The sequence below is a fragment of the Litorivicinus lipolyticus genome (assembly GCF_009650135.1).
Lineage (GTDB): Bacteria > Pseudomonadota > Gammaproteobacteria > Pseudomonadales > Litorivicinaceae > Litorivicinus > Litorivicinus lipolyticus.
Genome location: NZ_CP045871.1, coordinates 326,501 through 345,672 on the forward strand (window position 1 = coordinate 326,501; position 19,172 = coordinate 345,672).

General features: G+C 61.4%; 18 protein-coding genes. 8 read left to right on the forward strand and 10 right to left on the reverse strand.

What is annotated here, in order from left to right; all coding sequences use genetic code 11:
• The first annotated feature begins 74 nt into the window (after positions 1 to 74).
• Complete coding sequence (locus GH975_RS01670; RefSeq protein WP_170272509.1) at positions 75 to 695, forward strand: DUF3047 domain-containing protein; 621 nt, start codon at positions 75 to 77, stop codon at positions 693 to 695.
• A gap of 1 nt (position 696) precedes the next feature.
• On the opposite strand, the gene GH975_RS01675 is transcribed toward GH975_RS01670, so the two are convergent.
• Genes GH975_RS01675 through GH975_RS01705 form a run of 8 tightly spaced genes read right to left on the reverse strand, consistent with a single transcriptional unit; the run spans position 697 to position 7,855 of the window.
• Complete coding sequence (locus tag GH975_RS01675; protein WP_153712844.1) at positions 697 to 1,371, reverse strand: HAD family hydrolase; 675 nt, start codon at positions 1,369 to 1,371, stop codon at positions 697 to 699.
• Positions 1,368 to 2,234 (reverse strand): tyrosine recombinase XerC, encoded by an 867-nt coding sequence (locus tag GH975_RS01680; RefSeq protein ID WP_153712845.1) that lies wholly within the window; start codon positions 2,232 to 2,234, stop codon positions 1,368 to 1,370. Before GH975_RS01680 ends, GH975_RS01675 begins: the two co-directional genes overlap by 4 nt.
• Entirely contained in the window at positions 2,231 to 2,887 is a 657-nt protein-coding gene (locus GH975_RS01685; protein WP_153712846.1) for a DUF484 family protein, read from the reverse strand. Before GH975_RS01685 ends, GH975_RS01680 begins: the two co-directional genes overlap by 4 nt.
• Complete coding sequence (gene dapF, locus GH975_RS01690; RefSeq protein ID WP_153712847.1) at positions 2,884 to 3,720, reverse strand: diaminopimelate epimerase; 837 nt, start codon at positions 3,718 to 3,720, stop codon at positions 2,884 to 2,886. The genes GH975_RS01685 and dapF overlap by 4 nt, the downstream gene beginning before the upstream one ends.
• The gene (lysA, locus tag GH975_RS01695; RefSeq protein ID WP_153712848.1) at positions 3,710 to 4,978 is read right to left on the reverse strand and encodes a diaminopimelate decarboxylase; all 1,269 of its coding nucleotides are present in this window, start codon (positions 4,976 to 4,978) and stop codon (positions 3,710 to 3,712) included. Before lysA ends, dapF begins: the two co-directional genes overlap by 11 nt.
• Positions 4,965 to 5,072, reverse strand: coding sequence for an LPS translocon maturation chaperone LptM (gene lptM, locus GH975_RS12090; RefSeq protein ID WP_246164741.1), 108 nt, complete (start codon positions 5,070 to 5,072; stop codon positions 4,965 to 4,967). The genes lysA and lptM overlap by 14 nt, the downstream gene beginning before the upstream one ends.
• A 15-nt stretch (positions 5,073 to 5,087) precedes the next feature.
• Positions 5,088 to 6,566, reverse strand: coding sequence for a GGDEF domain-containing protein (locus tag GH975_RS01700; RefSeq protein WP_153712849.1), 1,479 nt, complete (start codon positions 6,564 to 6,566; stop codon positions 5,088 to 5,090).
• Positions 6,566 to 7,855 (reverse strand): TolC family outer membrane protein, encoded by a 1,290-nt coding sequence (locus tag GH975_RS01705; protein ID WP_153712850.1) that lies wholly within the window; start codon positions 7,853 to 7,855, stop codon positions 6,566 to 6,568. The genes GH975_RS01700 and GH975_RS01705 overlap by 1 nt, the downstream gene beginning before the upstream one ends.
• Positions 7,856 to 7,951: 96 nt before the next feature.
• Here GH975_RS01705 and GH975_RS01710 point away from each other — a divergent pair, with 96 nt between their 5' ends.
• The 3 genes from GH975_RS01710 to GH975_RS01720 are packed head-to-tail and all read left to right on the forward strand — an operon-like array spanning position 7,952 to position 10,762.
• Positions 7,952 to 8,572 carry an NUDIX domain-containing protein gene (locus tag GH975_RS01710; protein WP_153712851.1) on the forward strand — a complete coding sequence of 207 codons (621 nt, stop codon included), beginning with the start codon at positions 7,952 to 7,954 and terminating at the stop codon, positions 8,570 to 8,572.
• On the forward strand, positions 8,569 to 9,045 hold the full coding sequence (locus GH975_RS01715) for a DUF1249 domain-containing protein (protein ID WP_153712852.1): 477 nt from the start codon (positions 8,569 to 8,571) through the stop codon (positions 9,043 to 9,045). The genes GH975_RS01710 and GH975_RS01715 overlap by 4 nt, the downstream gene beginning before the upstream one ends.
• 1 nt (position 9,046) lies before the next feature.
• Entirely contained in the window at positions 9,047 to 10,762 is a 1,716-nt protein-coding gene (locus GH975_RS01720; protein ID WP_153712853.1) for a PglL family O-oligosaccharyltransferase, read from the forward strand.
• Here GH975_RS01720 and GH975_RS01725 read toward each other — a convergent pair.
• Positions 10,734 to 11,915: a class I SAM-dependent rRNA methyltransferase gene (locus GH975_RS01725; protein ID WP_170272510.1), complete on the reverse strand. Its 1,182-nt coding sequence runs from the start codon at positions 11,913 to 11,915 to the stop codon at positions 10,734 to 10,736. The two genes, GH975_RS01720 and GH975_RS01725, sit on opposite strands and share 29 nt — an antisense overlap.
• 91 nt (positions 11,916 to 12,006) lie before the next feature.
• On the opposite strand from GH975_RS01725, the gene parE reads away from it, so the two are divergent.
• The 4 genes from parE to serB all read left to right on the forward strand — a co-directional run bounded on the left by parE (position 12,007) and on the right by serB (position 17,217).
• Positions 12,007 to 13,902 carry a DNA topoisomerase IV subunit B gene (gene parE / locus GH975_RS01730; RefSeq protein ID WP_153714753.1) on the forward strand — a complete coding sequence of 632 codons (1,896 nt, stop codon included), beginning with the start codon at positions 12,007 to 12,009 and terminating at the stop codon, positions 13,900 to 13,902.
• 80 nt (positions 13,903 to 13,982) lie between these two features.
• Positions 13,983 to 14,135, forward strand: a complete 153-nt coding sequence (locus GH975_RS01735; protein WP_153712855.1) for a hypothetical protein — start codon at positions 13,983 to 13,985, stop codon at positions 14,133 to 14,135.
• Positions 14,136 to 14,176: 41 nt separating this feature from the next.
• A complete protein-coding gene (parC, locus tag GH975_RS01740; RefSeq protein ID WP_153712856.1) occupies positions 14,177 to 16,396 on the forward strand; it encodes a DNA topoisomerase IV subunit A in 2,220 nt (739 codons plus the stop codon).
• Complete coding sequence (gene serB, locus GH975_RS01745) at positions 16,396 to 17,217, forward strand: phosphoserine phosphatase SerB (RefSeq protein WP_153712857.1); 822 nt, start codon at positions 16,396 to 16,398, stop codon at positions 17,215 to 17,217. Before parC ends, serB begins: the two co-directional genes overlap by 1 nt.
• A gap of 3 nt (positions 17,218 to 17,220) precedes the next feature.
• Here the strand turns inward: serB and GH975_RS01750 are convergent, their stop codons facing one another.
• Positions 17,221 to 19,131: an EAL domain-containing protein gene (locus GH975_RS01750; protein WP_153712858.1), complete on the reverse strand. Its 1,911-nt coding sequence runs from the start codon at positions 19,129 to 19,131 to the stop codon at positions 17,221 to 17,223.
• Positions 19,132 to 19,172: the final 41 nt, after the last annotated feature.

The window sequence follows — 19,172 nt, forward strand, 5'->3', positions numbered from 1 at the left end:
TTTTTGTGCGTTGAACTTTGCGCGCGGTGCGCACTCTGAAGGGAGGGCAGTCGATGGGTTTAAGGATGGGGCGGATGAAAGCAGTTTGGATCGGGGTGTGTTTGTGGGTCGGCGCGGTTCACGCGGATGTGTTGCTGGACCAGGGCGACCTGTCCGGCTGGGACGCTCAGTCCTTTGTTGGCGATACGCAGTACCAGCGGGTTGCGGATGCCCAGCGCGGTTTTGTGCTGCAGGGCGTGGCCGACGGGACGGCCTCGGCACTGGGTTTTGAGCGGCGCATCGACCCGGCTCAGACCCCCTGGTTGGAATGGAGTTGGCAAGTCGTCACCGCGCCGACCTTGGGCGCACCTGAACAGTCCAAGGCCGGCGATGATTACGCGGCGCGGGTGTATGTCGTGCGCAAAGGCGCATTTGGCATTTTAAGCACCCAATCTCTGGTCTATGTGCACAGCAATGCCCGCGCGATCGACGACATTTGGGACAGCCCATACACCGGCAAAGTGAAAATGTTGGCGGTCGCCAACGGCACCAGCGGCGACTGGATCAGGGTCAAGCGCAACTTGGCCGCTGATTGGCAGCGTGCGTTTGGCAGGTCGCTGGACGAGCTGGACGGGGTCGCCTTGATGGTCGACGCCGATAACTCAGGCAGCCGAGCGGCGGCGCGTTTCGGTCAGATCGCGTTGCGTGCCAATTGATTCAGTGACCCAGCAGCGCCGGTAAATGGCGGACCTCGGCCAGCTGATGGTCCGATTCAGGGCCCGGCGGTGTGCCCTGACCGATCCACAGGGTTTGGAAGCCCAATTGTTTAGCGGCAACGACGTCTTGGTCCCAGTGGTCGCCGACGTGCAACACCTGTTCTGGCGGCACATTTAGCCGCATCAACGCATCGAAAAACATCGGTGCCGCCGGTTTCCCGACCGCGAAGTCTTCGGCATTTAAGCAAAACTGAAAGTGCTCCCCGGCAGCCGTCTGGGCGATTTGGGTGGTGCCATTGGTGATCGCGCCGATGGCGTAATGCGGGCTTAGTGCCGACAGCATGTCCAGCGCCCCGTCAAAAAAGTTGACCTGCTGGCGTGCCTGCTGGAACAGCTGTGCAGCCTGGGCCCCCAAACGCGAGGCGTCGGCCACCTGTAGCTGTTGTAAGGCATCGATTAGCGCCAGTTTGCGTACGGCTTTGAGGTTGTGACTAACGTTGGGGTTTTCGTCTGCGAAGTGACGGCGCACGGCGACGAAACTGTCGGGCGTGTGGGCCTGGGTAAAGGCTGGGCAATGCTCGTCCAGCCACTCGAACATGATCGCCTCGGCGCGGCCAATAACGTCCGCGGTGCTCCACAGGGTGTCGTCCAAATCAAAGGTAATGGCGCGAATCATGATTTTCTCCGGGCTCTTGGGTGGGCGTGATCGTAGGCCTGTGCCAGGTGATCGAAATCCAGGTGCGTATAGACCTGGGTGGTGCTGAGGTGGGCGTGTCCCAGTAGCTCCTGGACCGCGCGCAAGTCGCCGCTACCCTCTAGCAAATGGGTCGCGAAGGCGTGGCGCAACTGGTGCGGGTGGACCGCCTGGTTGCCCAGTGTGCGCAGTGCTCGTTGTTTGAGGCGGCGCTGGATTTGGCGGGTCGACAGGGCGGGCCCGCGCGGGGTGCAAAACATGGCGTCACTGCCGGCGCTTGGGCGCACGTCCAACCACGCCTGCAGTGCACGTGCGGCCGGGCGGGTCAGCGGGGCCATGCGGGTTTTGTTGCCCTTGCCGGTGACCCTAGCCAAGCGCTGGGTCAGGTCGACATCGCCCAACCGCAAACCGGCGACTTCGGACAGGCGCAGACCGCTGCCGTAGAGCAGTTCCCACAGCGCCTGATCGCGGCGCTCGATCGGGCTGCCGTCGCCGGCTTGTAACAAGGCTTGGGCGTCATCGACTGACAGGGTGTCGGGCAGCTTGCGTCCGGCTTTGGGGGCGCGAATGCCGGCGCAGGGGTCGTGGCTGATCCACTCGCGTTGGCGGGCGTACTTGGCGAAGCTGCGCAGCGCCGATAAGCGCCGAGCCAGGCTGGCCGGGGACAGCCCTTGGCTGCGAGCACGGTGGGTCCAGCGCCGGACGTGCTCGCCATCGAGCTGTGCCAATGGGATGTCCGGCAGGCTGGCGAGGTCGCGGGCGTAGGCGTTTAGTGTGGTGGTGGCGCGTGCTTGGGAGTGGCTCAGCTGATCCAGCCACTGGGCCACCGCACGCGCCGTGTTCACGCTTGAATGCGCGGCAACAACAGTCCCAGCGCCTCGGCAATGGTGGCCAGAAAGAGCGTGTCCATACCGCCCTCGAAGTGCCGCTCGTTGGGGCTGCCGAGCGCCAGTGCGCCCAAACTGGGTTGTCCGATCGGCACCGCCGCGGCGCTGCCGACATTGCGGTTGGGTCCAAACAGGCGTTCGTTCAGTTGCCGGCTAAAGCGACCGACCCGGCCGTCGGGGCTGTTGAGCAGTAACTTGACGTCATCGAGTTCAAATTCGTGCGCCGGTAGCCGGCGAATAATGCCGCGGTCCTCGGCTTCGGTGACGTCGCAGGCCAGCACTAAACAGACGGTGTCCAAGTCAAACGCTCGCTGCAGGTGTTCTTCGAGGCAGGCGGATACTTCGTCGAGGTCTTCGCACTGCAACAGCGACAGCACCAGCGCGCGGGTGCGCTCAAAAATCCATGCATTGGCGCGGGCACTGTCGATCATGCGGGCATTCTCGGCGTGCGCTGACTTGAGCTGGGCGCGCAGGTTACCCAGCGCATGGTGACTCAAGCTAATGACGCTGTTGTTGGCCTTGGTGACCTGTAACCGATCCAGTAGTTCGGGATGGTTGATGAAAAAGTCGGGGTGCGCGCTGAGGTAGTCAACGACGTCTTGATCGCTCATAGGCGTGCGGTTCCATCAAAAATAAATTCGCCCGGGCCGGTCATCAAAATCGGTTCGCCGGCCTGGTAGCTGAGTTGCAAGGCGCCGCCGAGCAAGCGCAGCGTCGCAGTCGGTTCGAGCCAGCCGTGGCTGACCGCGGCAACCATGGCGGCACAGGCACCGGTACCGCACGCCTGTGTTTCGCCAACGCCGCGCTCAAACACGCGCAATTTGGCCTCGGTTGGGCTGAGGATTTCCAAAAAGCCGACGTTGACACCCTCGGCAAAAGCTCCGGATTGCTGGATCTGAGGGCCCAGTGTCGCCACCGGTGCCTGGTCACAGTTATCGACGCGAACGACGGCGTGCGGATTGCCAACGTTGACGACACTCAGTTCAACGGCCTGGTCGCCGATGTCCAGGCGGTAAAGGCCGTTGTGTTGGCCATCGCCGTGCGGTGCAAACGGGATGTCAGCGGGCGCGGTTTTCGGGGCGCCCATGTCGACCGTGACCAAGCGATTATCGTCGATGTTGAGCGACAGCACGCCGTTGCACGTGGACACGCTGATCGGATTCGAACGGGTCAGTTTTTGCTCGGTGACAAACAGTGCGAAACAGCGCGCGCCATTGCCACAGTGCTCGACCTCGTTGCCGTCGGCGTTAAAAATCCGGTAGCTAAATTCGACGTCCGGCCGTGTCGGCGGTTCGACGATCAGCAGCTGATCGAAGCCCACGCCGGTGTGGCGGTCGGCAAGGCGGCGAATCTGTTCGGGGCGCAGCATGACGTTTTGAGTGATCGCGTTGACCACCACAAAGTCGTTGCCCAATCCGTGCATTTTGGTGAACTCAAGACGCATCGGTCGGCTCCAGCAGGCTTTCCAGTGCAAATTGGTCGGCGTAGGTCTCGCGGCGCCGGACCAGGTGGGCTTGGTCACCGTCGACCAGCACTTCGGCGGCGCGGTTACGGGTGTTGTAGTTGGAGCTCATGACAAATCCGTAGGCACCGGCACTGCGCACGGCCAACAGGTCTCCCGGAGCAATCGTTAACTCGCGGTCCTTGCCCAAAAAGTCGCCGCTTTCACAGACCGGTCCGACCACGTCAAAGCGGGCATGGGTGGCGCCGGGCGTTGGCGCCTGCATGACCGGTACAATGCGCTGCCAGGCGCTGTATAGGCTAGGGCGAATCAGGTCGTTCATGGCGCCATCGACGACCGCAAAGTGCTTGCCGTGGTTTTCTTTCAGCAAGTTGACCCGGGTCAGCATGACCCCGGCGTTGGCTGCGATCGAACGGCCCGGTTCAAGCACCAACTTGAGACCGCTGCCGGCCAGGCGGGCTTTGACCAGGGTCAGGTACTCGCTGGGGTGCGGCGGTTGCTCGTCTTGGTAGGGCACGCCCAGCCCGCCGCCCAAGTCGATGTGGTCCAGCTGAATGCCCAATCCGGCGATCGACTCGATCAGTTCGAGCAGTTTTTCCAGGGCCGCCATCAGCGGGGTCAAGTCGGTCAGTTGGCTGCCGATGTGGCAGTCGATGCCGCTGATGTGGATGCCCGGCAGTTCGGCCGCCCGCTGGTACACGGCGAGGGCGCGCTGATGGGCGATGCCGAACTTGTTGTCGCGCAGCCCGGTGCTGATGTAGGGGTGGGTGCCGGCATCCACGTCGGGGTTGACGCGAATCGAGACCGGCGCGGTTTTGCCCATGTCGCTGGCGACCTGAGACAGGGTTTCCAGTTCCGCTTCGGATTCAACATTGAAGCAGTAGATGCCGACGTCGAGCGCGCGGCGCATTTCGCCGGGCTGCTTGCCGACGCCTGAAAATACCACCTTTTGCGGGTCGCCACCGGCGGCCAGTACGCGTTCCAATTCGCCTTGGCTGACGATGTCAAAACCACTGCCGGCTGCAGCCAGGGCCTGGAGAACGGCCAGATTGGAGTTGGCTTTCATGCCGTAGCAGACCAGGTGCGGGTAGTCCGACAAGGCATCGGAATAGGCGGCCAAGTGGCGCAAGAAGGTTGCCTTGGAATAGACGAATAACGGCGTGCCAAAGCGCTCGGCCAAATCGGCCAACGAGCAGTCTTCGGCCATTAATTGGCCGCCGGCTTGGTTAAAGTGGTCCACTTGAGGTCTCCGAATCCGCGTCGGGTAAACTCAAGGGTCCGGTGTTACCGCACCCGGCAACACCCAGGATCAATAGAATTAAAAACAGTCGCATAGCGCAAGTATACCCTTAGGCGGCGACAACTCGGTATCTATTCCGCCCCTGATTTTTGGCTTGATACAACGCTTGGTCGGCTTCTTCGACAAGCTCCCAGGGGTCGTCATCGCCGATCGGAATGCAGGCGGCGATGCCCAAACTTAGCGTGATGTAGGGGGCAGTTTCAGACGTCGGGTGCGCCAAGGCCAATGCAGCCAGACGTTGTTGCAAGCGCACGACCGGCTCTTCGGCATTTTGGGCGTTGCTGGCGGGCAGTAAAATAACGAACTCTTCGCCCCCGTAACGCGCGACCAGGTCACCGGCTCGGGTAAATGCTTGCTTGATGATGGTGGCGACTTGGCGCAGGCATTCGTCCCCCGCGGGATGGCCGGCGCTGTCGTTGTAGGCTTTGAAATGGTCAATGTCAGCCAGCACGATGGTCAGCGGCAGCTTTTCGCGAGCGTGGCGGCGCCATTCGCGCGCCAGTACGTCGTCAAAGTGGCGTCGGTTGGCGAGCTGTGTCAGCGGGTCGGTGCGCACCTGTTGAGCGAGCCGAGCATGGGCTTCGCTGAGTTCGCGTTGGACCGCTAGCAGCTCCGCTTCTTTGGCTTGGCGTGCGATGACTTCGCGTTGCAGCTGTTGGTTGACCTCGTTGAGGTAGTCTTGGCTGCGCGTCGGTTCGTGCGCCTGAATGCGCGCGGTGGGTGCAACCGGTGTGCGTCGCGCAATGGGTTTGGCCGCCCGTGCCTCGGCGCGTGCACGGCGCGCTGACCATAGGGCCGCCAGCGCCACCAGCAACAACAGGGCGGCGGCTGACGCGATGTACACCCAGGTCAGTGTGGGTTTGGCCGGTGTGTTGGTTTGCCCCAGCAAATATCTCGACTCGAAGGCCTGTAGCTGCGGCGCCAGTCGCGCCACCGCACTGTCCAATCGCGCCGCCAGGGCTGGGCTGAGTTGGTGATGAATAACGATGGGCTGCTGCAAGGCCCAGTCCGAGAACCGCAGGCCATTGATCTGCCAACGCGCAATTTCGCCGCTCAGATCAACCATGGGGGCGACTACACCATCGACGATTCCGGCCGCCAGCTCTTTGACGGCGGTTTGGGGCGAGGCGTAATTGATGAAGCGGGTACTGGGGAATGCCGCGCGAATGCCGTCAGCGCTGGCGTCATTGTCGAGAATGCCAATGCGCCGGCCTTGGGGTGAGGTCAATGGCAGGTCTTGGCGATACAGCAGCGCAATCGTTCGCCGGCTGAGCGCCGGGCTGTGCTGATCGGTCAGGCTGTCCGGGCCAAGGGCCCAGGCCTCCGGGACCTGGGTGGGTGTTTGCGCGACCTGTTCGGCGCTGGCCAGCAAGCGAACCTGGACGGGTAGGCCGGCAATTTCGCCCAATTGCTGGCTGAAATGGCGCGCCAGCTCAACCGAGACGCGGTCGCTGTCGTGAACAAACAGCGTGTAGGCAGCCGACTGCCATGACAGCAGGCACCCTAGTACCGCCGCTGCCAGTCGCATTAGGGGGCAAGCATTTGGTTGATCGCGGCCAAATCATCGCCACTCAAGTCGCCTTGGAGCTGTTCCAGTTGCAGGCTAAGGCGAGCGTGCTGGTAGCGTGCGATTTGGTAGTCGCTCTGGGCACTGAACAGGTCACTTTGGGCGTTCAAGACATCGATAATGTCGCCGCTGCCGACTTCGTAGGCGCCCTCGGTCGCCTCGACCGCGGTCTGCGCCGAGCGAATGGCTTGGCGGCGAGCGGTCACGGTTTGTGCTTGGGTGGCGATGCTGCGGTACAGCGAGCGCGTGGTGCGCACGATTTCGCGACGGGTGACTTCTAAGTTGGCCTGGGCTTGGGTCAGGCCGGCTATCGCGCTGGCTTGGCTGGCCTGGTTGCGGCCGCCACTGTAGAGGGGCACGGACAGGGTCAATTTGACACCGTAGTCGCTGGCCCAGACGCCGCCTCTTAGATTTTTGCTGGCGCCGGTGTTGGCCTCCGCATCGACCCGGTAGGCGTCACTCGCCAGGGCGCTGTCGACGCCGGCACGGGCGCTGTCGACGCCGGCTTGGGCAGTGCGCATTGCCGCGGACTGGGCGAGGGCGTTTTGAAGCACCGAATTCAGCGCGGCGGTGGGCTCAACCGCCTGGTAGCGGTCGGAAAAGTCGGCCAGCGCATCATAGCGTTCGCCGGTCAGTTGTTCGAGGCTGTCAAAGGCTTGGGCCAAGGTGTCGGTGGCGCGGATTGCGCCGACCGCAGCCAAATCGTAGCTGGCCTGGGCGCGGTCGACATCAACGCGCGTACCCAAACCCACGTCCAGGCGCTGTTCGGCGCGTTCTAGCTGGCGCGCGACCGCGCTGACCTGGGCGTCGGCCGCTTCCAGTTCAGCCTGGGCGGTGAGGGTGTCAAAGTAAGCGCCGGCGACGTCCAGGGTGAGTTGCTGGGTCGCGGCAGTGGCGCTGACCTGTGCGGTTGCGACGGCGGCACGCTTGGCGTCAATGCCGGCGTTTTCGGTCGGCGCAATCAGCGGCAAGGTTGCGGCAATCGCACCAATCAAGCTGGCGGCTCCGCCTTCATTGCTGACAATGTTGCTGTTGAGGGTTTCGCTCGCCCCTGCGGTTGCGCGCAGATTAATCGACGGATTCAGCGTGGCATTGGCACCGATCAGGTTTTGCTCAGCGGCATCGACCGCGGCGGCGGCAGCGGCCAAGCTCGGGTTGGCGGATTGCGCCGCCAGGTAAACATCAACCAGATTGGCTGGGGTGGCCCAGGTCAGGGGCGGCAGCAACAGGCCGAGTGCTAATAAACGCATGGTGTCTCTCAATTAAATCAAGCGGATGTGCCCGCAACAGACACTAGAGTGTAGCCTGTCGCGACTGATTTAAAGTTAATTAAGGTAAGGCGCTACATGTTCAGTTCACAGGATGTCACGTCACTGGCTCACGAGTCGTTGTACCAAGGGTTTTTCCGCTTGGTTCGCTATCGATTGCAGCACGCGCTGTTTCAGGGCGGCACCAGCGCACCCATGGTTCGCGAGTTGCTGGTTAAAGGGACCGCTGTAGCGGTGCTGCCATGGGACCCGGTCAGCGATCGCATTGCTTTGGTTGAGCAATTCAGGGTCGGTGCCTGGGCTGCCGGCGACGCGAACCCTTGGTTGCTCGAAGTGGTGGCTGGCATGGCGGACAAGCCCGGCGAATCACTCGAATCCGTGGCCCATCGGGAGTTGGCAGAGGAAGCCGGCATTACGGCCGACAAGCTGACTTATCTTTACCATTATTACCCTTCCCCGGGTGGTTCGGACGAACAGATCGCGCTGTTCGTGGCCGAGGCCGATTTGTCGGCGCTGACGGACTTTCATGGGGTCGAAGATGAGCACGAGGATATCCGCCTGCACGGCTTTGATCGCAGTCAAGTGCCGGCCCTGGAAGCCGCCGGTCGGATCAATAACGCGGCGACTCTGCTAAGCTTGATGTGGCTCGAACGAGAATTGTCGGGTCGACATCGTGCGCTTAAACAGGACGAATCATGACCGCCACCCGTGGAACTGGCAGCTGTTGGCTGCCGGTCCGAAAAAACCGAAAGTTTGTTCCGAACTTGGCCGCCCAACAGGCCGAATCGGCCAGCAATTACCTGTTGCTGAAACGGCTGCTGGCGCTGATTGAGTCGCCCAGCGGTGGCATTTTTGGCGTCCCCGAACAGGGCCGCATTGTGATCACTGAAACCGAGCGCTCGGCCTACACCAGCTTCATCACGTTGGCGCCGCTGGACCGCTTTGACTGGCTTCAGGTGCCCCAGCTCGATGTGCGCATGTACCACGACGCGAAAATGGCCGAGGTCGCCAGTATCAATGGCTTTCGCCCGATCAAAGGCAGCCACCGTGCGGCCACGGATCACGGCCTGCACATCGATGAAAAACAGCAAATTAACCGGCACCTGGGCGAGTGGCTGCGCTACTGCCTGAGCCACGGTTTGGCGGTCGACCCCACCCAGGCCCGCGGCTGAGGTGGCGTTCCCGCGCGCTTGGCTGATTGCGATCACCGCACTGGTGGCGCTGGTCGGGTTGCAGATTAACCTGCCCAACCTGGGCAATAACCTGATACCGCGCAACTTTGTGGCCTGGGCGGGCTTGGTGTTGTCCGCCACCGGCGTGATGGCGTGGCGCTTGCGCCAAGGCAGCATGCGCTGGCCGCGGCTGGGGGTGTTGTGGCTGGTGCCGCCGATTGCGGTGCTGGTGCATGCGTTTTGGGTGCCGGCCGCTATCGGCCACTACCCCTTGACTGCCGCCGGGATGCTGTTGGGGTTTGCGTTTTGGATCTGGGCACTGGGCCAGGTCGACTTTGAGGCGCGCGATTGGTACGCCCTGGCCAAGCTAATTTGGGTTGGGGTGGTCGTGCTGGTGGTGCTGGCGCTGCCGACCCCGAACTACCTCAACCTGCCGTCGTTACTGGACAACCTGTGGCTGGTGTTACGCCTGCCGGAGGGCGGTTTCCAGCAGCGCAATGTGTTCGCCAGTTTCGTCGCGGCGGCACTGATCTGGGTGTGGTTGCTGCGCCTTAAAGTGGCGCCGGATTCGACCGCATTGGGGCGCTTTGGCTTTTATTTCAGTGTATTTTTGTGTGCCTGCGTGGTCTGGTTTTCCGGGTCGCGCACCGGCAGCGTCGCCCTGATGATCAGTTTTGTCGGCGCTGTGTTTTATGGCTGGCGCCTGGGCGCCGCGCGCCGAGAGCTGGTGTGGGCGGTGGCCGCGGTGGCGGCGGCTTTTTTGCTGTCGGTGTATTCGCCCTTTGGTGACCTGAACGAACGCATTGCCGACTTACAGTCCGGCAGCAGTACCCGAACACGCCTTAGTATGTGGCAGGTCAGTGCCGCGGTCGGCGCCAATTCGCCCTGGTTTGGACACGGCCTGGGCAGCTTTACCGCGGCCTTTCATCCGGAGTTCGTGCGCCAAGTGCTGGCCGGCGAGACGCTGTCGTATGTTAATTTTCTAAATCATCCGCACAACGAAACCCTGCTGTGGTGGGTCGAAACCGGGGCCTATGGGCTGGTCTTTGTGATCCTGCCGTGGGTGATTGCGTTGGCCGCAATCGGGCTGTGGCGCAATCCCTTGTGGTTGCCGTTTGGCCTGACGTTGTTGCCGATCGCGATGCACACGCAGACCGAGTTTCCGCTGCATGCCTCGGGCGCGCATTGGTGGTTGGCCGGTTTAATTGTGGCCAGCTTTGCGCCGTCAACGGCTTGGACAACCCATGCCTTGAATGCGCGCCGAGCCTGGTCCGGCGTGGTGGTGGTGCTGGGCGGGTGGGTGACGGTGGTGTTGTTGCATGCGGGCTGGGTCAGCTACCTCGCCTGGCAAAACGGCAAGCGCGTGTCGCTGACTGCCGCCGCTTACGTCGATGCGCGGCAACAGGACCCGGAACTGAATCATTGGGCGTTGGGCGGCCAGTCGACGGATTTTTGGCTATTGTCGTTGATGCGCCTCGGCTTACAGGAAGGCAATTTGCCGCTGGTGCGTCAATTGTTGCCCAAATTACAAGCCATGCAGATGCGTTGGCAGGGGCCGCAGGTGTGGACGACTTTGGCGTTGGCCTATCGAGGCTTGGGTGAGGATGAACTGTTGGCGGCGCATATGGCCTGGGTGGAGGCGCTGAGCCGGTCGCATGCGGACCGGCTGCGGGCCAACCTGGAGCGGCTTAATTCAGACGCATCACCAGACCTTTAAGGTACTGGCTTTCAGGCAATTGCGGCATGGCCGGGTGATCGGCCGCGGCGCTGAGTTTGAACAGGATCTGGCCGGTTCGCTTGGCGTCGGTCAGGCCACGTGCGACCTGCTCGATCAGCGCGTCCAGTGTGACGTGGTGACTGCATGAGTGAATCACCAAGAAGCCGCCGGGCGCGGTGATCTCAGCACCCATGCGGGTCATTTTTCGGTACCCGCGCAGGCCCTGGCCCAGGGTCTTTTTGGCCTTGGCAAAGGCCGGCGGATCCAGGTTGACCAAGTCATAGGTTTCTTTGTTGATGCCGGCTCGTTCCAACACGTTAAAGACGTCGGCTTTGATCCATTCGATACTGACATCATTCAAGCCGGCGCTTTGCTCGGCCAATTCCAAGGCCGGCGCGCTACGGTCGACACCGGTGACGCGGGCGCCCATGGCTGCCATCGCGACTGAAAATCCGCCGGCGTAACAGTAACCGTCAAATACCGTGGGTGACTCAAAGCGCTCGATCAGGCCAGCCAGCAGGGCGCGGGCGTCGCGCTGGTCGTAAAACCAGCCAGTTTTTTGGCCACTGGTTAGGGTGGTTACAAAACGCAGGCCGTTTTCTTCGAGCGTGATTGCTTCGCCGTCGCCACGCAAGGTTTCGACCGTGTCGGACAAGCCTTCGTGAACACGCTGGGGCGTGTCGCCGCGCAAAATAATGGTTTTCAATTCGACCAGACGGTCCATCGCTTCCAGCAAAGGCGCCCGCAAGGCTTCGATGCCGGCGGTGTTGATTTGCAGACTGACGGCGTCGCCATACAGGTCGGCAATCAGGCCGGGGATGCCGTCCGCTTCGGAGTGGATCCAACGGTAATAGCCGCCTGGGTAGACCACTTCACGGGTTTCCATGGCGCGTGCCAACTTGGCCTCGAACCAGTCGACATCAATGACCGCTTCGGGGTTGGTGTCCAACAGGCGAAAGGCGATCAGCGCGTGGCGGTTGTAGGTTCCCATGCCCAGCAGCTCGCCCTTTTCGGTTTGAAGTTGGCACAGGGTGCCGGGCTCGAGGGTTTTGTTTTCCGCCAGCGCGCGAATTTCATTGCTGAACACCCAGGGGTAGCCCAAGCGGATGCGGCGGTCGGTTCCGGGGTTCAAAGTCAGTGTAGGGCGGGTCATGGTCATTCCTTTAAGTAATGGCACAGGATACTGACTGCACGGAGCTGTGGCGAGTCCGATCTGGCGTCGGCATACTGTAGTTGCAAAGGAGATAACATTGACGACCTATAACGCCGAGAGCATCGAAGTCCTAAGTGGCCTGGAACCGGTTCGCCGCCGTCCCGGTATGTACACCGACACCACGCGCCCCAACCACCTGGTGCAAGAAGTTGTCGATAACTCCGTGGACGAGGCCATGGCGGGCCATGCCGACCGTATCGAGATTGTGTTAGCGGCCGACGGCAGCGTTCGCGTTACCGATAATGGCCGTGGCATGCCGGTTGATATTCACCCCGAGCACGGCGTGCCGGGCATCGAGTTGATTCTGACGCGATTGCACGCGGGCGGTAAGTTCTCCGGTAAAAACTATAAATTCTCCGGCGGTTTGCACGGCGTCGGCGTCAGCGTGGTCAATGCGCTGTCGACGCGGGTCGAAGTGCAGGTCAAAAAAGATGGCAACCTTTATCAAATGGGGTTCGCCAACGGCAACGTGGTCGAGCCGCTGGCGATCGTCGATTCGGTGGCCAAGCGCGCTCGTGGCACGGTGGTGACCTTTTGGCCGGATGTCAGCTTTTTTGACTCGCCCAACTACGCGATCAAATCGCTGAAGCACTTGCTGCGCGCCAAGGCGGTGCTGTGTCCGGGCCTGACCATTGATTTCAAATCCGAATCAAAGCCGGATGACAATGAAGTCTGGTGCTTTCAAAGCGGCCTGCTGGAATATCTCAGCGAAGCACTCGGTGACCAGTACATTGTCCCTGAGGCACCATTCGTCGGTCAGTTCGAAGGCAAAGAAGAAGCCGTCGATTGGGCCCTGACGTGGCTGCCCGAAGGCGGCGACTACGTCACCGAATCCTACGTTAACCTGGTGCCGACGGCGCTGGGCGGCACCCACGTCAACGGCTTGCGTACCGGATTGACCGACGCGTTGCGCGAATACTGTGAATTTCGATCCTTGTTGCCCAAGGGGTTGAAGCTGGCGCCGGAGGATTTGTGGGATCGCTGCGCCTACGTTATCAGCGTTAAAATGGACGACCCACAGTTCGCCGGTCAAACCAAGGAACGGCTGAGTTCGCGCGCGTGTGCCCCCTTTGTCAGTGGCGTCGTCAAAGACGCCTTTAGTTTGTACCTGAACACCAATCCGCAGGTCGGCGATGCGCTCGCCGAGTTGGCCATTTCGGCCGCCCAAAGCCGCCTAAAGGCGCGCAAGAAAGTGGCCCGGAAGCGCATCACCCAGGGCCCCGCGCTGCCAGGTAAGTTGGCGGACTGCTCCGGTGCCGACTCGATGAACGGTGAACTGTTCTTGGTCGAGGGTGACTCGGCCGGCGGCAGTGCCAAGCAAGCGCGCGACCGTGAGTTTCAGGCGGTGATGCCACTGCGCGGCAAAATCTTGAATACCTGGGAGGTCGATTCCAGCGAAATTTTGGCCAGCCAAGAAGTCCACGACATCGCGGTGGCGATCGGCGTTGACCCGGCCAGCGAGAACCTCGATGGATTGCGCTACGGCAAGGTCTGTATTTTGGCCGACGCCGATTCCGATGGCGCCCATATCGCAACGCTGTTGTGCGCGCTGTTTTGCCGCCACTTCCCGGCCCTGGTTAAGGCCGGCCACGTTTACGTGGCGATGCCGCCGCTATACCGCATTGATGCCGGCAAGGATATCTACTACGCCTTGGACGAGGATGAGCGCGTCGGTGTCATGGATCGAATCCAGGCTGAAAAGCGGACCGTTAAAATTGGTGTGACTCGCTTCAAGGGCCTGGGCGAGATGAACCCCTTGCAGCTGCGTGAAACGGTCATGGACCGTGACACTCGACGCTTGATCCAGCTGGTCATGGACGATGAGGTCGACGCCCATGCTGGGTTGGATTTGTTGCTGTCGAAAAAGCGCTCGGCCGACCGTCGGGAGTGGCTCGAATCATCCGGGCACTTGGCGGACCTGGCGTAGTCCTAGTACGCCTTGGTACCAAAGGGAGGTGCGAGTTTCGGGTGGGCGCCTAGACTTTCGGTCAAGTCAACGGAGGCACTATGCTCACTACTCAGCAAAAAGCGGTTCATCGAATGCTTGAAAAGGCTGAAGACCGCTATGGCACGAACCACCCCATATCCGAAGCGCTGCGGCGTCAGGCCGAACGTTTGAAGAAACAAAACCACCGAGTAAACCCCGAACTGACAGACTAGCCCTGTTCACAGTATTCTAGCTGCCTGTCTGAGGGGGGCTTGTGAGCACAACGATTGATTCATCCGGCGTAGAACGTCAAACCCTGCGGGATTACACCGAAAAAGCGTACCGCGACTATTCGATGTACGTGATTTTGGATCGCGCCCTGCCACACCTGGCTGACGGCTTAAAGCCGGTTCAGCGCCGTATTATTTACGCCATGAGCGAGCTGGGTCTGTCGTCACAGTCCAAGCACAAAAAATCCGCGCGTACGGTCGGTGATGTGTTGGGTAAGTTTCACCCCCACGGCGACAGTGCCTGCTACGAAGCCATGGTGCTGATGGCGCAGAGCTTTAGCTTTCGTTATCCGCTGGTTGACGGCCAAGGCAACTGGGGCTCCCCGGACGATCCAAAATCATTCGCCGCCATGCGCTACACCGAGTCGCGGCTGACGCCTTTTGCCAAAGCGCTGTTGGCTGAGTTGGGGCACGGCACGGTCGACTGGCAGCCCAACTTCGACGGGTCGCTTAACGAACCGAGCTTATTGCCCGCCCAGGTCCCCGCGGTGCTGCTCAATGGCGGCACCGGTATTGCGGTCGGCATGGCGACCGATTTGCCGCCTCACAATCTGACGGAAGTGGTGTCGGCTGCGGTCGCGCTGCTTGAAAATCCAGGTCTGGAAGACGATGAGCTGTACCGTCTGATTCCGGGTCCGGACTACCCGACGCCGGCGGAAATCATCACCCCGGCGCACCAGATCCGACAGATCTACGAATCCGGTCGCGGCAGCATTCGAACGCGGGCTATGTGGCACATTGAAGACGGTGAAATCGTCGTCGATACCCTGCCGTGGCAAGCGTCGCCGGCCAAGATCTTGGAACAGATCGCAGCCCAAATGAATGCCAAAAAATTGCCGATGTTGGTCGACTTGCGCGATGAGTCGGCACACGAGACGCCGATTCGATTGGTGCTGGTGCCGCGCTCAAACCGCGTCGATTTGGACGCGGTGATGAATCACCTGTTTGCGACCACGGACTTGGAGCGTAGCTACCGCGTCAACATGAACGTGATTGGCTTGGACGGCCGTCCGCGGGTCATGAGCCTGCGTAAAATTCTGACCGACTGGCTGATCTGGCGCCGCCAAACCACGCGTCGCCGTTTGCAGCACCGCTTGGATAAGGTCATGGACCGGCTGCACGTGCTGGACGGTTTGCTGGTTGCGTACCTGAATATTGACGAAGTCATTCGCATCATCCGCGAGGACGAGGACCCGAAACAGTCACTGATGGACAGCTTTGGGCTGTCGGTCATTCAAGCCGACGCCATTTTGGATCTGAAGTTGCGCCACTTGGCGCGCCTAGAAGAGATGAAAATCACCACCGAGCAGTCGGCCTTGGATGACGAGCGCAACCGCCTGGAGGCCCTTTTGGGGTCGGAGCGTCGCCTCGGCACGCTGATGAAAAAGGAGCTGCTGGCCTGTGTCGATGCATACGGCGACGAGCGCCGTTGCCGACTGGTAGAGCGCAGCGAAGCCCGTGCCTTGCGCACCGAAGAGTTGATGCCGTCCGAACCGATCACCGCGGTATTGTCCGAACAGGGCTGGGTGCGTGCGGCAAAAGGCGGCGACATCGATGGCGCCAGCCTCAATTACAAGTCCGGTGATGGCTTTCAGCACCAGTGCTCGGGCAAGTCCAACATGCAGTTGGCGATTTTGGATTCAACCGGCCGCAGTTACAGCATCCCGGCGCATGGGTTACCCAGCGCGCGTGGCCAGGGCGAACCACTGACGGGCAAGGTTAGTCCGCCGCCAGGGGCGCGCTTTGTCGCACTGGCGTTGGCGGACAATGACCAGCGATGGTTGTTGGCATCCAAAGCTGGATTCGGTTTCGTGACCACGCATGAACAGCTGCTGTCGCGCCACAAAGCGGGTAAGACGCTGTTTACCTTGCCGGAGGGCATTGCGCCTTTCGCACCGGTCCCGGCACAGCTCGAAGGCTGGGTCGCGGTCGCTACCAGCGACGGCTACCTCTTGGTGTTCGACATCATGGAGCTGCCGGAACTGAGCCGGGGTAAGGGCAACAAGCTGGTCAAGTTGGCCAATGGCGCCGCCGTGGTGAGTGTGGCTTTCTTGGCCGGTGAACACAATTTAGTTATCACCGCCGGCAAGCGCAGCATGACCCTGCGCCCGGGTGACTGGGAGGCCTATCAAGGCCTTCGCGGTCGCCGTGGCACGCAATTGCCGCGTGGTTTACAGCGCGTTGACCAGTTGGGAGTCGAGTAATGCAGTTAGTGGTATCGGCCAATTTGAGTGCCGAAATGGCGGCCAACCCGGGGGTTCAGTTTCAGCCGCTGGAGGCCGATCCGGCGCTGGCGCACCAGGCGGCCTACACCGAGCATGACGACCAACTGGCGTTGACGCATGCCGAGTGCTTTCGACTGACCCGCGCCCAGGCGACGACGCCTGTGCGGTTGGCGCTGTTTGATATGGACTCGACGCTGATCCCGTTTGAGTGCATTGACGAGTTGGCGGTTGAAGCCGGCGTGGGTGAGCGCGTGGCCGCCGTGACGGAGCGCGCGATGGCCGGCGAATTGGACTTTGTCGCCAGTTTTCGTGAACGCCTAGGCTGTATCGCCGGGCTGGATGTGGCGGCAGTGGCGCGTATTAACGCGCGTTTGACGCTGATGGACGGGGCCGCGGCCTTGATGGCGGAAGCCCGCGCACGGGGCATTAAAACGGCGCTGGTGTCGGGCGGATTCGAGCCCTTTGCCGGGCCGATCGCCGCGCGCTTAGGCATGGATGAATTTCATTCGAACGTGCTGGACGCCACTGACGGCGCGCTGACGGGATTGGCGGTTGGGCATATCGTTGATGCCACGCGCAAAGCCGAGATATTGAGCGACATGGCTCAGTCCATGGGTCTTGAGCGTGATCAGGTCATGGCGGTGGGCGACGGCTCCAACGATTTAAAAATGATTGCCTTGGCCGGCAAAGGCGTGGCGTTCCGGGCTAAGCCCGCGGTGCGCAAGGCGGCGCCGCTTGCGGTCAATAGCCTGGGGCTGGACGCGTTGATCTGGTTGTGGCGTTGGGCGGATGCACTCTAGCCGCTAGATTTCTTCCTCAAACGCGAAGTTCATAGTGCTCTGGGGTGGCTGCATAAGGTGGCCCTGGACCAAATCAACGCCGGCTTTGTAAAGCAATGACAGAATCGCCGCTTCCTCGACCATCGGCGCGACCGCGCGGGCATCGGCGCGGTGAATCATTTCGACCAGCTCACGTAATTCGATTTGCTTTTGGGCGTCACGTTTGAGGCCTTCAATAAAGGATGGGTCGATTTTGACCCAGTCAAACGGCAGGTCCGCTAGCAGTCGCCCGGGGTCTGGTAGGTTGCCAAATTGTCCGCACGACAGCCCAAATCCAAGTGATTTCAGCGACTGTAAATGCAGCGCGCTGGTCTGTAAGTCGACCGCGATGTCGGTCTCGCGGAACTGTAAGATAAGCTTGGACTTGTCCGGCATGGAGCCGGCCGCGGCTTGAATGCTGTGAACCAGGTCGCCGGCCTGCAGGCTCGCCAGGGTTAGGTTGACGATCAATTGGGTATCCGGATGCATCGGCAAATGGCCCAGCAGTGCCTCGATGCTTTGATCCAACACGTACTGGTCGAGCATGCGACCAACATCACGCCGACCGGCGTCACGAATAAACAACCGTGCCGGTACCGGATTGCCTTGGTCGTCACGCATTTGGGTCAGCACTTCGTAGGTCTCGCCGACGTAGGCATTAAGCGCCACAGCCGGCTGGAAAAGCAGCTCGCATTGGTTGTTCGACAGCGCAGCCGCCAGAGCGCCCAGAGGGTCTTTGAGGGCGATTTCGCTGATGCTGGGTCGGTATAGGACGGCGTCACCAACTGCGGTCTCCACTGCCAAGCCGTAGGTGCGCTGGAGCAACGCCAGCGGATCGTCATCATCCGCGCCAATCGGCACGACACCGGCGCCAACGCTGACCCGCGGCAGGTCCTCGATCAGACTGTCTTTCATCAGCGGCGCCAGTGCTGACTTGCAGCGTTCCAGCGTGTCGGCTGCATCCAGTGACAACGAGACCAAGAAACAGTGGTCGTTGAGTGGCTCCGGCGGCGCGTCAAGTAAGGTTGCTAAGCGCGCTTGGACGGCGGTCATTAGGCTGGCGAAATCAACCAGCGACAGGCTGTGGCGCAGCTGTTCGGCCTGTTTGACTTCGAATGCCGCCAGTGTTTGCGGGGCGCTGGAGCCGATCTGTGTTTGCAGGCTGGCGGTGACCGCATCCAGGCCACTGGCGCGTACGCTGACTCGGGTGTCGGGCAGATCAGAGTATGTCAGCAAGCTGCAGGCTTGCCCTTGGTGAAACAGCGGTTGGTAGTTGACGCCGTCCAATTCTCCCGTGGCCTGGGTCAGGGCTGGCGTCAATACGGCCGTCGGCGCGACCTCGCCCGGGGCACGGCCAATCAGGCTGTGTGCCGGCGTGCCACGCCACTGGGCCCAGTGGTCGTTGGCGTCCAGACATTGATCCTCGCTGACAATGGCATAGGCGACCCGGTGGCGGCTGAGGGTCGCCAGCATTTCGCTGTTGCTGGCATTGCCCAGACTGATGTGGCGCCGGGCTTCGCGCATCAACCCGCGTCGCTTGAGCCCGCGAATGGCGATCGGCACCAGCGCGGCTAAATGGTTGGCTTGGAAGACCGCCTCGGCGCCGGCTTCAATCCAGCTGGCGCATTGGTGGGTGTTGGCGTCGGCAAAGATCACGGTGATCGCGTTGTGTTCGCGGGCCGCGGCCATCAGGGCCGAATCGGGTGGGCCCAACACGGCGATCAGGTCGGCGCTGTGCTCGTTGAGGGCATCGGCGCCGTCGCCAGCACTGGCGACCCAGCGACTGCGCAGCGACAAATCGCGGTCGCGCAAAAGCCCGGCCCACGCGAAACTGGTGGCTTCGCTGGGGGCGACGGCTAAGAAATTGACAGGACCTCGATGCAACATGCCACGCATGGTGCCATCGCGGTGCAACGCAAGATGTGCGCGGTTCGTCA

Excerpts from the sequence above, each read along its gene's own strand:
- GH975_RS01670 (WP_170272509.1), top strand. The coding sequence starts at position 75 with ATGAAAGCAGTTTGGATCGGGGTGTGTTTGTGGGTCGGCGCGGTTCAC.
- GH975_RS01675 (WP_153712844.1), bottom strand. The coding sequence starts at position 1,371 with ATGATTCGCGCCATTACCTTTGATTTGGACGACACCCTGTGGAGCACC.
- GH975_RS01685 (WP_153712846.1), bottom strand. The coding sequence starts at position 2,887 with ATGAGCGATCAAGACGTCGTTGACTACCTCAGCGCGCACCCCGACTTT.
- dapF (WP_153712847.1), bottom strand. The coding sequence starts at position 3,720 with ATGCGTCTTGAGTTCACCAAAATGCACGGATTGGGCAACGACTTTGTG.
- lptM (WP_246164741.1), bottom strand. The coding sequence starts at position 5,072 with ATGCGACTGTTTTTAATTCTATTGATCCTGGGTGTTGCCGGGTGCGGT.
- GH975_RS01700 (WP_153712849.1), bottom strand. The coding sequence starts at position 6,566 with ATGCGACTGGCAGCGGCGGTACTAGGGTGCCTGCTGTCATGGCAGTCG.
- GH975_RS01705 (WP_153712850.1), bottom strand. The coding sequence starts at position 7,855 with ATGCGTTTATTAGCACTCGGCCTGTTGCTGCCGCCCCTGACCTGGGCC.
- GH975_RS01710 (WP_153712851.1), top strand. The coding sequence starts at position 7,952 with ATGTTCAGTTCACAGGATGTCACGTCACTGGCTCACGAGTCGTTGTAC.
- GH975_RS01715 (WP_153712852.1), top strand. The coding sequence starts at position 8,569 with ATGACCGCCACCCGTGGAACTGGCAGCTGTTGGCTGCCGGTCCGAAAA.
- GH975_RS01725 (WP_170272510.1), bottom strand. The coding sequence starts at position 11,915 with ATGACCCGCCCTACACTGACTTTGAACCCCGGAACCGACCGCCGCATC.
- GH975_RS01735 (WP_153712855.1), top strand. The coding sequence starts at position 13,983 with ATGCTCACTACTCAGCAAAAAGCGGTTCATCGAATGCTTGAAAAGGCT.
- serB (WP_153712857.1), top strand. The coding sequence starts at position 16,396 with ATGCAGTTAGTGGTATCGGCCAATTTGAGTGCCGAAATGGCGGCCAAC.
- GH975_RS01750 (WP_153712858.1), bottom strand. The coding sequence starts at position 19,131 with ATGCGTGGCATGTTGCATCGAGGTCCTGTCAATTTCTTAGCCGTCGCC.